Annotated in this window: 14 protein-coding genes; 13 read left to right on the top strand and 1 reads right to left on the bottom strand. The window is 72.3% G+C overall.

The window, feature by feature from the left end:
* The first annotated feature begins 59 nt into the window (after positions 1-59).
* On the top strand, positions 60-758 hold the full coding sequence (locus V5O49_RS12695; RefSeq protein ID WP_332902519.1) for a demethylmenaquinone methyltransferase: 699 nt from the start codon (positions 60-62) through the stop codon (positions 756-758).
* A gap of 165 nt (positions 759-923) precedes the next feature.
* Here V5O49_RS12695 and V5O49_RS12690 read toward each other — a convergent pair whose 3' ends face one another.
* On the bottom strand, positions 924-1,085 hold the full coding sequence (locus tag V5O49_RS12690) for a hypothetical protein (RefSeq protein WP_332902518.1): 162 nt from the start codon (positions 1,083-1,085) through the stop codon (positions 924-926).
* Between the two features lie 244 nt (positions 1,086-1,329).
* Between V5O49_RS12690 and V5O49_RS12685 the strand changes: the two genes are divergently transcribed.
* From V5O49_RS12685 to nuoK, 12 genes are all read left to right on the top strand, one after another.
* The gene (locus tag V5O49_RS12685) at positions 1,330-2,643 is read left to right on the top strand and encodes a geranylgeranyl reductase family protein (protein WP_332902517.1); all 1,314 of its coding nucleotides are present in this window, start codon (positions 1,330-1,332) and stop codon (positions 2,641-2,643) included.
* A gap of 138 nt (positions 2,644-2,781) precedes the next feature.
* Complete coding sequence (locus V5O49_RS12680) at positions 2,782-3,144, top strand: NADH-quinone oxidoreductase subunit A (RefSeq protein ID WP_278236476.1); 363 nt, start codon at positions 2,782-2,784, stop codon at positions 3,142-3,144.
* A 61-nt stretch (positions 3,145-3,205) separates the two neighbouring features.
* Positions 3,206-3,757, top strand: a complete 552-nt coding sequence (locus V5O49_RS12675) for a NuoB/complex I 20 kDa subunit family protein (RefSeq protein ID WP_278236477.1) — start codon at positions 3,206-3,208, stop codon at positions 3,755-3,757.
* On the top strand, positions 3,754-4,500 hold the full coding sequence (locus V5O49_RS12670; RefSeq protein WP_332902516.1) for an NADH-quinone oxidoreductase subunit C: 747 nt from the start codon (positions 3,754-3,756) through the stop codon (positions 4,498-4,500). The genes V5O49_RS12675 and V5O49_RS12670 overlap by 4 nt, the downstream gene beginning before the upstream one ends.
* Positions 4,497-5,849: an NADH-quinone oxidoreductase subunit D gene (locus V5O49_RS12665; protein WP_278236479.1), complete on the top strand. Its 1,353-nt coding sequence runs from the start codon at positions 4,497-4,499 to the stop codon at positions 5,847-5,849. Before V5O49_RS12670 ends, V5O49_RS12665 begins: the two co-directional genes overlap by 4 nt.
* Complete coding sequence (gene nuoE, locus V5O49_RS12660) at positions 5,846-6,682, top strand: NADH-quinone oxidoreductase subunit NuoE (protein WP_332902515.1); 837 nt, start codon at positions 5,846-5,848, stop codon at positions 6,680-6,682. Before V5O49_RS12665 ends, nuoE begins: the two co-directional genes overlap by 4 nt.
* Complete coding sequence (gene nuoF / locus V5O49_RS12655; RefSeq protein ID WP_332902514.1) at positions 6,675-8,012, top strand: NADH-quinone oxidoreductase subunit NuoF; 1,338 nt, start codon at positions 6,675-6,677, stop codon at positions 8,010-8,012. The genes nuoE and nuoF overlap by 8 nt, the downstream gene beginning before the upstream one ends.
* On the top strand, positions 8,012-10,630 hold the full coding sequence (locus tag V5O49_RS12650; protein WP_332902513.1) for an NADH-quinone oxidoreductase subunit G: 2,619 nt from the start codon (positions 8,012-8,014) through the stop codon (positions 10,628-10,630). Before nuoF ends, V5O49_RS12650 begins: the two co-directional genes overlap by 1 nt.
* Positions 10,627-11,952: an NADH-quinone oxidoreductase subunit NuoH gene (gene nuoH / locus V5O49_RS12645; protein ID WP_278236483.1), complete on the top strand. Its 1,326-nt coding sequence runs from the start codon at positions 10,627-10,629 to the stop codon at positions 11,950-11,952. The genes V5O49_RS12650 and nuoH overlap by 4 nt, the downstream gene beginning before the upstream one ends.
* Entirely contained in the window at positions 11,949-12,731 is a 783-nt protein-coding gene (gene nuoI, locus V5O49_RS12640; protein ID WP_332902512.1) for an NADH-quinone oxidoreductase subunit NuoI, read from the top strand. The genes nuoH and nuoI overlap by 4 nt, the downstream gene beginning before the upstream one ends.
* On the top strand, positions 12,728-13,552 hold the full coding sequence (locus tag V5O49_RS12635; protein ID WP_332902511.1) for an NADH-quinone oxidoreductase subunit J: 825 nt from the start codon (positions 12,728-12,730) through the stop codon (positions 13,550-13,552). The genes nuoI and V5O49_RS12635 overlap by 4 nt, the downstream gene beginning before the upstream one ends.
* Entirely contained in the window at positions 13,552-13,851 is a 300-nt protein-coding gene (gene nuoK, locus V5O49_RS12630; RefSeq protein WP_278236486.1) for an NADH-quinone oxidoreductase subunit NuoK, read from the top strand. The genes V5O49_RS12635 and nuoK overlap by 1 nt, the downstream gene beginning before the upstream one ends.
* The last annotated feature ends 15 nt before the right edge of the window (positions 13,852-13,866 follow it).

The following is a 13,866-nucleotide window of genomic DNA, read 5'->3' as shown; positions in this document are numbered from 1 at the left end:
CGAGGCCCAGACTACGCCGCGCGGGACCTGTCGTCCGCCGGGCGTGGGACGATGTGGCCATGTCGCGCGCCAGCCTGGAGAAGAAGCCCGTCGAGGTCGCCTCGATGTTCGACGGGATCGCCGAGCGCTACGACCTGACCAACGACATCGTCTCCCTCGGCCAGGACCGTGCCTGGCGCCGGGCGACGGTGGCCGCGGTCGGGGCGGGGCCGGGGGAGCGGGTGCTCGACCTCGCGGCCGGGACCGGCACGTCGAGCGAGCCGTTCGCCGCGGCCGGGGCCGTCGTCGTGCCCTCGGACTTCTCGATGGGGATGCTGCAGGTCGGCAAGGCCCGTCGGGCCGATCTGCCGTTCGTGGCCGGTGACGCCACGCGGCTGCCGTTCGCCGACGCCGCGTTCGACGCCGTGACCATCAGCTTCGGGCTGCGCAACGTGGTGGACACCTCGGCCGCGCTGCGCGAGATGCTGCGGGTGACCCGGCCCGGCGGCCGGGTGGTGATCTGCGAGTTCTCCCACCCCACGTGGGCGCCGTTCCGGCAGGTCTACCTCGAGTACCTGATGCGTGCGCTGCCGCCCGTGGCCGGGCTGGTCACGCGCGACCAGGGCTCCTACGAGTACCTGGCCGAGTCGATCCGGGCCTGGCCCGACCAGGAGGGTCTCGGGCGACTCATGCTCGGTGCGGGATGGGAGCGGGTCGGCTACCGCAACCTGACCGGCGGCATCGTGGCGCTGCACCGCGGGACCCGCCCGGCCGCCTGACCCGTGAGCCGGCCCGCCGACCCTCCCGGCGCGCCGTGGGAACGGCGCGCCGGTGGCGCGGAGCAGGGGCGATGCCCCGACGCGCTCGCGTCCACGCGCCCTGGGGGCGCTCCACTGCGGGACGCACGACCGCGTCGGGGCATCGCCCCTGCTCAGGAGGGATCGTCAGTTCTTGGCGACCTTCTCCTGCACCTCGCTGACCTTCTCCTGCACGCGGGGGTCGTTCCACGTGTCCACGGCGAGCTTCTTCGCCTGGTCGATCTGCTCGCGGCCCTTCTCGGTGCCGAGGTAGTACCCCAGTGCGATGCCGACGGCGAGTGCGGTCACGGCCTTCATGGTCAGTGCCTCCTGGTTGCGGGGATGTCGGGGCGGTGCGTTGTCGACCGTATGCGGTGACCAGTCGTGCCGCCACCCTCCGCGCCCGGGAAACATGCTGTTCACACCAACGAAGGCTTGCCTTCCTACACATCGGTCGCTGAACGTGGTTAGAGTGCAACGCAGAACGTTGTGAGCGGGTTCACAAAGGGTCTCGGCACGCGTGTGCCCGGACCCCGGTGGCGGGAGGTGAGCAGTGCGAGCGGTCGATCGTGACGACGCCGACGTGATCGTCGTGGGTGCCGGTCCCGCCGGGGCCTCCGCCGCGCACTGGTGCGCGACCGCCGGGCTCGACGTGCTGGTCCTCGAGAAGTCCGCCTTCCCCCGCGACAAGATCTGCGGCGACGGGCTGACGCCCCGCGCGGTCGCCGAGCTCGCCCGCATGGGTGTCGACACCCGCGCCGAGGACGGCTGGATCCGCAACGACGGGCTGCGGGTCGTCGCCGGCGGCCGCTCCTGGGAGCTGGCCTGGCCCGAGCTGACGACCTACCCCGGCTACGGCCTGGCCCGGTCGCGCATGACGCTCGACCACCTCCTCGTCCAGCACGCCCAGGCCTCGGGCGCCAAGCTCGCCGAGCGCACCAAGGTCACCGGCCCGCTCACCGACGAGCGCACCGGCCGGGTCGTGGGCGTCCACGCCCAGCCGCTGGACGCCCGCGGGCGAGCCGACGGCGCGCCGCGCACGTTCCGGGCACCGGTCGTGGTGGCGGCCGACGGCGTCTCCTCCCGGTTCGCGACGGCGCTCGGCCTGACGCGCCGCGACGACCGGCCGATGGGCACCGCCGTGCGCACCTACTACCGCACCGAGGGCACACCCCGGCACGCGGACGCCTTCATGGAGTCGCACCTGGAGCTGTGGGACGGCACCCCGGGGCAGTCGAACCTGCTGCCCGGCTACGGCTGGATCTTCGCCCTCGGCGACGGCACCGCCAACGTCGGGCTCGGGTCGGTCGCCTCGACCCCGGCTCGCCAGTCCGCCCGGGGCCACGACTACCGGGCCATGATGAAGGCCTGGACGGCCAACACCCCGCCCGAGTGGGGGTTCACCCCCGAGAACCAGATCGGGCCCGTCCGGGGCGCCGCGCTGCCGATGGGTTTCAACCGCAGCCCGATGTACCGCGACGGCACCGTGCTGGTCGGGGACTCCGCCGGGATGGTCAGCCCGTTCAACGGCGAGGGCATCGCCTACGCCCTGCAGGCCGGCCGCGTCGCCGCCGACGCGATCGCCCAGGCCCGCACCCGGCTGACCGACGACGCCCGCGAGCGCACCCTGGCCACCTACACCGACCGGATGCGTGCCGACCTCGGCGGCTACTACACGTTGGGCCGCTGGTTCGTGCGGCTCATCGAGCACCCCGCGGTGATGCGGGTGTGCGTGAAGTACGGGCTGCCGCAGCCGGTGGTCATGCAGTTCGTGCTCAAGCTGCTGTCCGACTGCTACGAGCCCCGCGGCGGCGACTGGGTCGACCGGGTCATCGCGGGGCTGACGAAGGTGGTTCCGAACGCATGAGCGAGAGGGGCTCCCGCGGAGGGACGGCGAGGAACGAGATGTGTCGGAGCGAGGCACCGCAGCGTTCGCGCGGGAGTGACGTGGTATGAGACTCGTGGTGGCACAAGGAAGTGACACAGGCGTGGGTGAGGAGACCCGATGAGCAACCCGTACGTCCCGGTGCTGGTCCTCATGGGGATCGCCGCCGTGCTGGCCCTGGGCGGGGTCGGGGCGAGCGCCGTCATCGGCCCGAAGCGGTACAACCGCGCAAAGCTCGACGCCTACGAGTGCGGCATCGAGCCCACCCCGCACGCCACCGGGGGCGGCAGGCTCCCGATCAAGTACTACCTGGTGGCGATGACGTTCATCGTCTTCGACATCGAGGTCGTCTTCCTCTACCCGTGGGCGGTCGACTTCGCGGTGCTGGCCGGGTTCGGGTTCGCGGCGATCCTCGTGTTCCTGGCCCTCATCACCGTGCCGTTCGTCTACGAGTGGCGGCGCGGCGGGTTCGACTGGGTCTGACGGGCAGTTCGGCAAGGGTGCCGGCGGTGGCCGGTGCCGAGATCTCCGCGAAGGAGGAGTCATGGGTCTGGAGGAGTCCCCCTCGGGGTTCCTGCTGACGACGATCGAGGACCTCGCCGGCTACCTGCGCAAGGCGTCGGTGTGGCCGGTGACGTTCGGCCTGGCGTGCTGCGCCATCGAGATGATGGCGGCCGGCGCCTCGCGGTTCGACCTGTCACGGTTCGGCATGGAGGTCTTCCGGGCCTCGCCGCGCCAGGCGGACCTGATGATCGTGGCAGGTCGGGTCAGTCAGAAGATGGCTCCCGTCGTGCGGCAGGTCTACGACCAGATGAGCGAGCCCAAGTGGGTGCTCTCGATGGGCGTGTGCGCCTCCAGCGGCGGCATGTTCAACAACTACGCGATCGTCCAGGGCGTCGACCACGTGGTGCCCGTCGACATCTACCTGCCGGGCTGCCCGCCACGCCCGGAGATGCTCATCAACGCGATCCTGGCGCTGCACCAGCAGATCCTGGACGAGCCGATGGGCGTCAACCGTGTCGAGGCGGCCAAGGCCGCCGAGGCCGCGGCCCTCGAGGCGACGCCGACCTCCCAGATGCCGGGACTGCTGCGATGAGCGAGCACTCCGGCGAGGTCGAGCGCCGGCAGCAGGGGCCCACGGCCGAGGTCGTGCGCGAGCGCACCGGCATGTTCGGGGTGCACGGCTCCGGCGACACCTCCGGCTACGGCGGACTGACCCGCACGGTGACGATGCCGGCCGCGGCCTCGCGCCCCTACGGGTCCTGGTTCGACGAGGCGGTGGACGTCCTGGCCGAGGTGCTGCGGGACGCCGGCGTGGCCTTCGCCGACGCGGTCGAGCGGGTGGTGATCACCGACCCGCGCCGCCCGGCCGAGGGCGAGGGGCCGAGCCGCGACGCCGAGCTGACGCTGTACGTCGCCCGCGAGCACCTGCTCGCCGTGTGCCGGGCCCTGCGCGACGACCAGGACCTGCGCTTCGAGCTGTCCCTGGGCGTCTCGGGGGTGCACTACCCGGACGACGTCGGTCGCGAGCTGCACGCCGTCTACCACCTGACCTCCGTGACGCACGGCAGGCGTCTGCGTCTGGACGTCGCCTGCCCCGACGAGGACCCGCACGTCCCGTCCACGACGACGGTCTACCCGGCCAACGACTGGCACGAGCGCGAGACCTGGGACTTCTTCGGGATCGTCTTCGACGGCCACCCCGCGCTGGCGCGGATCGAGATGCCGGACGACTGGCCCGGCCACCCGCAGCGCAAGGACTACCCGCTCGGCGGCATCCCCGTGGAGTACAAGGGCGCCACGGTGCCACCGCCGAACCAGCGGAGGGAGTACTCATGACCGCGCCGGCACACGACGCGCCGCACGCGACCGGACCGGCCGCCGACGACTACGGGCCCGGCGTCGCCGGGTTCGAGGCCTCCGGCGGCGACTGGGACGAGATCGCGCGCGAGGCCATCGGCGAGGAGCGCATCGTCGTCAACATGGGTCCCCAGCACCCGTCCACGCACGGCGTGCTGCGCCTGATGCTGGAGATCGACGGCGAGACGGTGACCGAGGCCCGCTGCGGCGTCGGCTACCTGCACACCGGCATCGAGAAGAACATGGAGTACCGCACCTGGACGCAGGGCACCACGTTCTGCACCCGGATGGACTACCTGGCGCCGCTGTACCAGGAGGCCGGGTACTGCCTGGGCACCGAGCGGCTGCTGGGCATCACCGACGACGTCCCGGAGCGCGCCAGCGTGATCCGGGTGCTGATGATGGAGCTCAACCGGGTCGCCTCCCACCTGGTCTGCCTGGGCACGGGCGGCAACGAGATGGGCGCCACCACGATCATGACGCTCGGGTTCACCGCGCGCGAGGAGATCCTGCGCCTCTTCGAGGCGGTGACAGGCCTGCGGATGAACCACGCGTTCATCCGCCCGGGCGGCGTCGCCCAGGACGTCCCCGAGGGGTTCACCGACCAGGTGCGCGACATGCTGCCCAGCCTGCGCAAGTACATCGGCATGCTCGGCGACCTGATGCTGGCCAACCCGATCTTCAAGTCCCGCCTGCAGGGCGTGGGCGTGTTGAACCTGTCCGGCTGCTTCGCCCTCGGGATCACCGGTCCGGTGCTGCGGTCCGCCGGGCACCCGTACGACGTGCGCAAGGCGTTCCCGTACAGCGGCTACGAGGACTACGACTTCGACGTCCCCACGGACACCGCCGCCGACTGCTACGCGCGGGTCGTGATCCGCATCGAGGAGTGCTACCAGTCGCTGCGCATCGTCGAGCAGTGCCTCGCGCGGCTGGACGACACCGTCGGCGCGCCGATCATGGTCGCGGACAAGAAGATCGCCTGGCCGGCCCAGCTGGCCGTCGGCTCCGACGGCCAGGGCAACTCCCTGGACCACATCCGCCAGATCATGGGCACCTCGATGGAGGCCCTCATCCACCACTTCAAGCTGGTGACCGAGGGCTTCGGGGTGCCGGCCGGACAGGCGTGGCAGACGGTCGAGCACCCGCGCGGCGAGCTCGGCGTGCACGTCGTGTCCGACGGCGGCACGCGGCCCTACCGGGCGCACTTCCGCGACCCGTCGTTCAACAACCTCCAGGCCGTGTCGGTGATGTGCGAGGGCGGCCAGGTGGCCGACGTCGTCGTCGCCGTCGCGTCCCTGGACCCGGTGCTGGGAGGGGTGGACCGATGACGGCCGAACCGGTGGGCGCACGTTCGCGCACGGGGTACGACGCCGAGACCCTGGCCGCGCTCGTGGCCGACGCCGAGGTGATCAAGGGGCGCTACCCGGACCCGCGGTCGGGGCTGCTGCCGCTGCTGCACCTGGTGCAGTCCGTCGAGGGGTACGTCAGCCGCGACGGGATCGTCTTCTGCGCCGAGCAGCTCGGGCTGACCGCCGCCGAGGTCTCCGCGGTGGCCACGTTCTACACCCAGTACAAGCGCCACCCCAACGGCGAGTACACGGTGGGGGTCTGCACCAACACGCTGTGCGCGGTCATGGGCGGGGACGCGATCTTCGACCGGCTGAGCCAGCACCTGGACGTCGGGCACGACGAGACCACCCCGGACGGGTCCGTCACGCTGGAGCGCGTCGAGTGCAACGCCGCCTGCGACTACGCCCCCGTGGTGATGGTCAACTGGGAGTTCTTCGACAACCAGACCCCGGAGTCCGCCACCGAGCTGGCCGACCGCCTGCGCGGCGGGGAGCAGGTCACCCCGACCCGGGGCGCCGACTCGGTCTGCTCGTTCAAGCAGATGAGCCGGGTCCTGGCCGGGTTCGACGACGGCCGCGCCGACGAGGGCGTCGGTGCCGGCGGGCCGACCCTCGAGGGGCTGCGCATCGCGCGCGAGCGCGGCTGGACCGCTCCGGGCGGCGAGCAGGCCGGGGACCCCGGGACGCCGCGCGCCGAGGTGACGCCCGAGACGGGCGCCGGCCAGTCCAGCGCGGAGCGGAAACCGACCACGCCGTCGGACGACACCGGACCTGCCGGGCAGGCCGACGCGAAGGAGGGCGACGATGACTGACCCGTTGACCCCGGTCCTGACCGACACCTGGGACGCGGAGAGCTCCTGGAAGCTCGCCACCTACGAGGCGGCGGGCGGCTACGCCGGGCTCCGGGCCGCGCTGGGCACCGACCCGGTCGACCTGGTCCAGCTCGTCAAGGACTCGGGCCTGCGCGGGCGCGGCGGCGCGGGGTTCCCCGCCGGGATGAAGTGGGGATTCCTGCCCCCGCCCGACGGCGGCCCGCGCTACCTCGTGGTCAACGCCGACGAGTCCGAGCCGGGCACCTGCAAGGACATCCCGCTGATGATGGCCAGCCCGCAGCACCTGGTCGAGGGGGTGGCCATCACCAGCTACGCCATCGGGTGCCACCACGCGTTCATCTACGTGCGCGGCGAGGTGCTGCACGTCTACCGCCGGCTGCTCGCCGCCGTGCGGGAGGCCTACGAGGCCGGTCACCTGGGGACGAACATCCACGGCTCCGGCTTCGACCTCGAGGTCACCGTGCACGCCGGTGCCGGCGCCTACATCTGCGGCGAGGAGACGGCGCTGCTCGACTCGCTGGAGGGCCGGCGCGGCCAGCCCCGGCTCAAGCCGCCGTTCCCCGCCGTCGCGGGTCTGTACGCCCGGCCCACCGTGGTGAACAACGTCGAGTCCATCGCCTCCGTGCCCGGCATCGTCGCGCACGGTGCCGACTGGTTCTCCTCCATGGGCACCGAGAAGTCCACCGGGCACGGCCTGTTCTCCCTGTCCGGCCACGTGACCCGGCCCGGGCAGTTCGAGGCCCCGCTCGGCATCACGCTGCGCGAGCTGCTCGACCTGGCCGGCGGGGTCCGGGAGGGCCACGAGCTGAAGTTCTGGACCCCGGGCGGGTCCTCGACGCCGCTGTTCACCGCCGAGCACCTCGACGTCCCGCTCGACTACGAGTCCGTCGGTGCGGCCGGGTCGATGCTCGGTACCCGCGCGCTGCAGATCTTCGACGAGACGACCTGCGTCGTCCGCGCCGTCAGCCGGTGGACGGACTTCTACGCGCACGAGTCGTGCGGCAAGTGCACCCCGTGCCGCGAGGGCACCTACTGGCTCAAGCAGATCCTGCACCGCATCGAGGCCGGCGCGGGCGAGGCGGGAGACATCGACGTCCTGCTCGACCTGTGCGACAACATCCTCGGCCGGGCGTTCTGCGCGCTCGGCGACGGCGCGACGTCCCCGATCACCTCGTCCATCGAGTACTTCCGCGACGAGTACGAGGCGCACCTCGACGGGCGCGGGTGCCCGTTCGACCCGGCCCGGTCCACGCTGTTCGACGACACGCCCCAGGCGCCGCCGGCGCTCGCGGGTGCAGGAGGCCACTGATGACCGCCACCACAGGCACACCGACCGATGCCGCACCGGTGGAGACCGTGACCTGCACGATCGACGACGTCCAGGTCACCGTGCCCAAGGGCACGCTGGTGATCCGCGCCGCCGAGCAGGTCGGGATCGAGATCCCGCGGTTCTGCGACCACCCGCTGCTGGAGCCCGCGGGGGCGTGCCGGCAGTGCCTGGTCGAGGTCGAGATGCCGGACCGCGAGGGCAACCTGCGCCCGATGCCCAAGCCGCAGGCCTCGTGCACGATGGCCGTGGTGCCGGGCATGGTGGTGCGCACCCAGCACACCTCCGCCGTGGCGGACAAGGCGCAGCAGGGGGTCATGGAGCTGCTGCTCATGAACCACCCGCTGGACTGCCCCGTCTGCGACAAGGGCGGCGAGTGCCCGCTGCAGAACCAGGCGATGAGCAACGGCCGTGCGGACTCGCGCTTCACCGACGTCAAGCGGACCTTCCCCAAGCCGATCCAGGTCTCCACCCAGATCCTGCTGGACCGTGAGCGCTGCGTGCTGTGCCAGCGGTGCACGCGGTTCAGCGAGGAGATCGCCGGGGACGTGTTCATCGACCTGCAGGAGCGCGGCGCCCACCAGCAGATCGGGCGGTTCGACGAGGACGTGCTCGACTTCGCCCCGCCGTGCGGCGGGCACCGGGACGCGCCCGAGGCGTCCGACGGCGTCCGGGCCGACGGTCCGGTGGACGTGCCGCAGGGGGTCGCCCTGCCGGACGCCTCGGGTCAGCCCTTCGCGTCGTACTTCTCCGGCAACACGGTCCAGATCTGCCCCGTGGGAGCGCTGACCGGGGCGCGGTACCGGTTCCGCGCGCGTCCGTTCGACCTGGTCTCCACCCCGAGCATCGGCGAGCACGACTCCTGCGGGTCCGCGATCCGCGTCGACCACCGCCGCGGCTCCGTGATGCGGCGGCTGGCAGGCGAGGACCCCGCGGTCAACGAGGAGTGGATCACCGACAAGGACCGCTTCGCCTTCACCTGGCAGAGCGCCCCGGACCGCATCACGACCCCGCTCGTGCGCGAGGACGGCGACCTGCGGCCGGCGTCCTGGGTCGAGGCCCTCGAGGTCGCCGCCCGTGGTCTGGCCGCCGCCCGCGACGACGGCGGGGTGGGGGTGCTGCCGGGCGGCCGGCTGACCGTGGAGGACGCCTTCGCCTGGTCGCGTTTCGCCCGCACCGTGCTGCGCACCGACGACATCGACCAGCGGGTCCGCGTGCACTCGGTCGAGGAGGCGGACTTCCTGGCCCACACGGTGGCGGGCTCCGGCGTCGGCGTCACGTTCGCCGACCTCGAGTCTGCGCCGGCCGTGCTGCTGGCGGGGCTCGAGGCCGAGGAGGAGGCCGGGGTCACGTTCCTGCGCCTGCGCAAGGGCGTGAAGCAGGGCACCCGCGTGTTCTCCGTGGCGCCGTTCGTCAGCCGCGGGCTCGCCCGGCTGGACGGCACGCTGCTGCCGGCCGCCCCGGGCACCGAGGCGGAGTGGCTCGGCGCCGTGGCGCGGCAGGCGTCCGGCAGCACCAGCCGGGCCGACGTCGACGACGCCCGCGTCCCGGAGGCCGCCGAGGCGCTGGCGCAGCCGGGGGCCGTGCTGCTCGTCGGCGAGCGGCTGGCCGGCTCGCCCGGTGCGTACGCCGCCGTCCTCGAGCTGGCCCGCACGACCGGGGCCCGGCTGGCCTGGATCCCGCGCCGCGCCGGTGAGCGCGGCGGCGTGGAGGCCGGCCTGCTGCCGGGTCTGCTGCCCGGCGGACGTCCGCTGGAGGACGGGGCCGCCCGCGCGGAGGTCGCCGCCGCCTGGGAGGTCGACGTCGCGGACCTGCCCGACACCCGGGGCCTCGACACCGCCGGCATCCTGGACGCCCTCAGCGTGGGCCAGCTCGCCGGGGCGCTGGTCGGGGGCGTCGAGCTCGCCGACCTGCCCGACCCCGAGCATGCCCGTCGGGCGCTCGCCACGGCCGGGTTCGTCGTCTCGATGGAGGTGCGCCGCACCGAGGCCACCGAGCTGGCCGACGTCGTGCTGCCCGTCGCACCGCCCGTCGAGCGCGCCGGGTCGTACTGGAACTGGGAGGGCCGCGTGCGGGCCTTCGGCCAGGCGCTGGACTCCACGGCGCTGCCGGACCACCGGGTCCTGCACGAGCTCGCGAGCCTGTTCGACCGTGACCTGGGCCTGGCCGAGCCGGTGCGTGCGCACCGGGCGATCGCCGCGCTGTCCGCCTGGGGCGGGCCCCGGCCCGCGCCGCCGCAGCACACCACCGACGACCCGCCCGCCGTGCCGCCGGGGTCCGCGGTGCTGGCGAGCTGGCGCCTGCTGCTCGACGACGGCGCGATGCAGGACGGCGAGGAGTTCCTCGCCGGGACCGCCAAGACACCGGTGGCCCGGATGAGCGCCGCCACCGCGGCCGGGTTCGACGTCTTCGACGGCGACCAGGTCACGGTGGCGACCGAGCGCGGCGCGGTCACCGTGCCGGTGGCGATCACGGAGATGGTCGACCACGTGGTGTGGCTGCCCCTGGCCTCGCGCGGCTGCCGGGTGCACGACACCCTCGGCGTCTCCCCGGGCCGAACCGTCCGGGTCTCCCCGGCCGAGAAGGGAGTCCAGGCATGATCCCCGGCGTCGCCGCCGACTTCAGCGCGGACACGATCTGGGTCTCGGTCGTCAAGGCCGTGCTCATCGTCGTCTTCCTGCTGACCAGCGTGCTGTTCGCGATCTGGTTCGAGCGCAAGCTCGTCGCCCGGATGCAGCTGCGCCCCGGACCGAACTGGCACGGCCCGTTCGGTCTGCTGCAGTCGCTCGCCGACGCGATGAAGCTGCTGCTCAAGGAGGACGTGACGGTCACGAACGCCGACCGGCGGGTCTACCTGCTCGCCCCGATGATCTCGGTGTTCTGCTCGCTGCTCGTGTTCGCCGTCATCCCGTTCGGTCCCTCGGTGACGATCCCGTTCACGGACTTCACCACCCCGGCCCAGCTCACCGACTTCCCGGTGGCGGTGCTGTACATCCTGGCCTGCGCCTCGATCGGCGTGTACGGCATCGTGCTCGGCGGCTGGTCGTCGGGCTCGACGTACCCGCTGCTCGGCTCGGTCCGGTCCACCGCCCAGGTCATCAGCTACGAGCTGGCGATGGGGCTGAGCCTGGTCAGCGTGTTCATCATGGCCGGGTCGATGTCGACCTCGTCCATCGTGGAGTCCCAGACGAGCCTGTGGTGGTTCATCCCGCTCGCACCGGCGTTCGTCATCTTCCTCATCTCGATGGTGGGGGAGACGAACCGGCTGCCGTTCGACCTGCCGGAGGCCGAGGGCGAGCTGGTCGGCGGGTACATGACCGAGTACTCCTCGATGAAGTTCGCCTGGTTCTTCCTGGCGGAGTACATCGCGATGCTCAACGTCTCGGCCGTGGCGACGACGCTGTTCCTGGGCGGCTGGCGCGCTCCGTGGCCGCTGTCCCTCGTGGGCGACGGGATGTTCAACACCGGCTGGTGGCCGCTGCTGTGGTTCCTGGCCAAGGTGTGGCTGCTGATGTTCGCCTTCGTGTGGGTGCGCGGCACGCTGCTGCGACTGCGCTACGACCAGTTCATGGTCTTCGGCTGGAAGGTCCTCATCCCGTTCGCGCTGGCCTGGGTGGCGATCCTGGGCACCTTCCAGTGGGCGGGGCTCGCCGGGGTCACCCAGACCCAGATGATCGTCGGGATCCTCGTGGCCCTCGCCGTCGTCATGGCGGTGCTGTGGCTGTGGCCCGAGCGGAGACCGGCGGACGACACGACGGCGCAGGGCGACCAGCCGTTCGACGCCTTCGCCGGCGGCTACCCGGTCCCGCCCGTCCCCGGTCAGAGCCTGCCGCCCTCGCCGCGGGCCCGGCGCACCGTGCCGCCCGCCGAGGACGTGGAGACCACCACCGCGACCGCTGTCGACGACGAGGAGACGCGATGAGCGACCAGCCCTACGAGCCGCTGCGGCCGAAGAAGGGACCTCTCGGGGAGCTGTTCGCTCCCGTGGCCGGCTTCGGCGTGACGTTCTCGTCGCTGTTCAAGCCGACCGTCACCGAGGAGTACCCCCGCAAGAAGACGCCGCCGCAGACCAGGTACCACGGCCGTCACCAGCTCAACCGGTACGCCGACGGGCTCGAGAAGTGCATCGGCTGCGAGCTGTGCGCCTGGGCCTGCCCGGCCGACGCGATCTACGTCGAGGGGGCGGACAACGCCGACGCCGTCGACGGCGCCCCCGAGGCGCACATGAGCCCCGGGGAACGTTACGGACGCGTCTACCAGATCAACTATCTGCGCTGCATCTTCTGCGGGCTGTGCATCGAGGCGTGCCCCACCCGGGCGCTGACCATGGGCAGCGACTACGAGCTGGCCGGACCGTCCCGCGAGGGGATGATCTACGAGAAGCAGGACCTGCTGGCCCCGTTGGCCGAGGGGATGCTCTCCGCACCGCACCCGATGGCCGAGGGCACCACCGACACCGAGTACTACCGCGGCGAGGTCACCGCACCCACCGCCGAGCAGGTCGACTGGGTACGGGAGCACCGTCCGGACGACCCGACGCTGGACGCCGCGTCCGCCGTCGTGGCCGGGGACGCGCCGCCGCCGGTGCCCGACACGCACCACCTGCGTCCGGACCAGGACCGTGCCGAGGCGACCCGCGCCGCGGCGACGCAGTCCAACCTGGACCACCGTCCCGTGCAGACCGAGGAGGCACGCCCATGACCGTCTCCGGCGGCGAGACCGTCCTGTTCTGGGTGCTGGCACCGCTCATGGTGATCGCGGCCGTCGGCCTGCTGGTCGTGCGCCGGGCCGTGCACGCCGCGGTGTGCGTCGTGTTCGTCATGATCTCCCTGGCGGTGCTCTACGTGGCCCAGGAGGCCCCGTTCCTCGGCGTGGTCCAGGTCGTGGTCTACACCGGCGCCGTGATGATGCTCTTCCTCTTCGTGCTGATGCTCGTGGGGGTGGACGCGGCCGACTCGCTGACCGAGACCATCCGCGGCCAGCGCTGGATCGGGCTGCTGCTCGGGGCGGGCCTGGCGTCCGTGCTGTGCGGGGTCATCGCCCAGTCGACGTTCCCGCCGCCGCAGGGGTTGGCCGAGGCCAACGCGGTGACCAACCCCGTGGCGCTGGCCCGGGTCGTCATGGAGCACTACGTCGTGGCCATGGAGGTCGTCGGCATCCTGCTCGTCACCGCCGCGCTGGCCGGCCTGGTGCTCACGCACCGGCGCCGGATCGGCAACAAGCCCACCCAGCGGGCCCTGGCCGAGGCGAAGATCGCCGCGGTGCCCACCGGGCGGCACCTGAGCCCGTTGCCGGCACCCGGCGTCTACGCGCAGAACAACGCGATGGACACCCCGGCGCTCGACCACACGGGCCGCCCGCTGGAGCACTCCGTGCCGCGCGTGCTGCGCATCCGCGGCCAGCAGCGCGAGGCCGCCGAGCTGCTCACCGCCGAGCAGACGCTGGTCCACCGCGAGCTGGAGGGCCCCGACGACCCGGTGCCGAGCGTCGGACCGGACAGCAGCGAGGGGGAGACCCGCTGATGGAGCTGACGAACTACCTCTACCTCGCCGTCGTCCTCTTCGCGCTCGGCGCGACGACGGTGCTGCTGCGGCGCAACACCATCGTGGTGTTCATGGGCATCGAGCTGATGCTCAACGCCACGAACCTCGCGCTGGTCACGTTCGCGCGGATGCACGGCGACATCACCGGACAGGTCCTGGCCTTCTTCGTCATGGTCGTCGCCGCCGCCGAGGTCGTGGTGGGCCTGGCGATCATCGTGACGATCTTCCGTGCCCGCCGGTCGGCCTCGGTCGACGACGTCAACCTGCTCAAGAGCTAGAGAGGCCGACGACTT

The organism is Isoptericola haloaureus (assembly GCF_036689775.1).
In the GTDB taxonomy this organism is placed as follows: Bacteria; Actinomycetota; Actinomycetes; order Actinomycetales; family Cellulomonadaceae; genus Isoptericola; species Isoptericola haloaureus.
This window is presented reverse-complemented; position numbering and strand designations above follow the sequence as displayed.

What these genes read in the sequence shown, in the direction of transcription:
- V5O49_RS12695 (WP_332902519.1), top strand. Translation starts at nt 60, where the DNA reads ATGTCGCGCGCCAGCCTGGAGAAGAAGCCCGTCGAGGTCGCCTCGATG.
- V5O49_RS12680 (WP_278236476.1), top strand. Translation starts at nt 2,782, where the DNA reads ATGAGCAACCCGTACGTCCCGGTGCTGGTCCTCATGGGGATCGCCGCC.
- V5O49_RS12675 (WP_278236477.1), top strand. Translation starts at nt 3,206, where the DNA reads ATGGGTCTGGAGGAGTCCCCCTCGGGGTTCCTGCTGACGACGATCGAG.
- V5O49_RS12670 (WP_332902516.1), top strand. Translation starts at nt 3,754, where the DNA reads ATGAGCGAGCACTCCGGCGAGGTCGAGCGCCGGCAGCAGGGGCCCACG.
- V5O49_RS12665 (WP_278236479.1), top strand. Translation starts at nt 4,497, where the DNA reads ATGACCGCGCCGGCACACGACGCGCCGCACGCGACCGGACCGGCCGCC.
- nuoE (WP_332902515.1), top strand. Translation starts at nt 5,846, where the DNA reads ATGACGGCCGAACCGGTGGGCGCACGTTCGCGCACGGGGTACGACGCC.
- nuoF (WP_332902514.1), top strand. Translation starts at nt 6,675, where the DNA reads ATGACTGACCCGTTGACCCCGGTCCTGACCGACACCTGGGACGCGGAG.
- V5O49_RS12650 (WP_332902513.1), top strand. Translation starts at nt 8,012, where the DNA reads ATGACCGCCACCACAGGCACACCGACCGATGCCGCACCGGTGGAGACC.
- nuoH (WP_278236483.1), top strand. Translation starts at nt 10,627, where the DNA reads ATGATCCCCGGCGTCGCCGCCGACTTCAGCGCGGACACGATCTGGGTC.
- nuoI (WP_332902512.1), top strand. Translation starts at nt 11,949, where the DNA reads ATGAGCGACCAGCCCTACGAGCCGCTGCGGCCGAAGAAGGGACCTCTC.
- V5O49_RS12635 (WP_332902511.1), top strand. Translation starts at nt 12,728, where the DNA reads ATGACCGTCTCCGGCGGCGAGACCGTCCTGTTCTGGGTGCTGGCACCG.
- nuoK (WP_278236486.1), top strand. Translation starts at nt 13,552, where the DNA reads ATGGAGCTGACGAACTACCTCTACCTCGCCGTCGTCCTCTTCGCGCTC.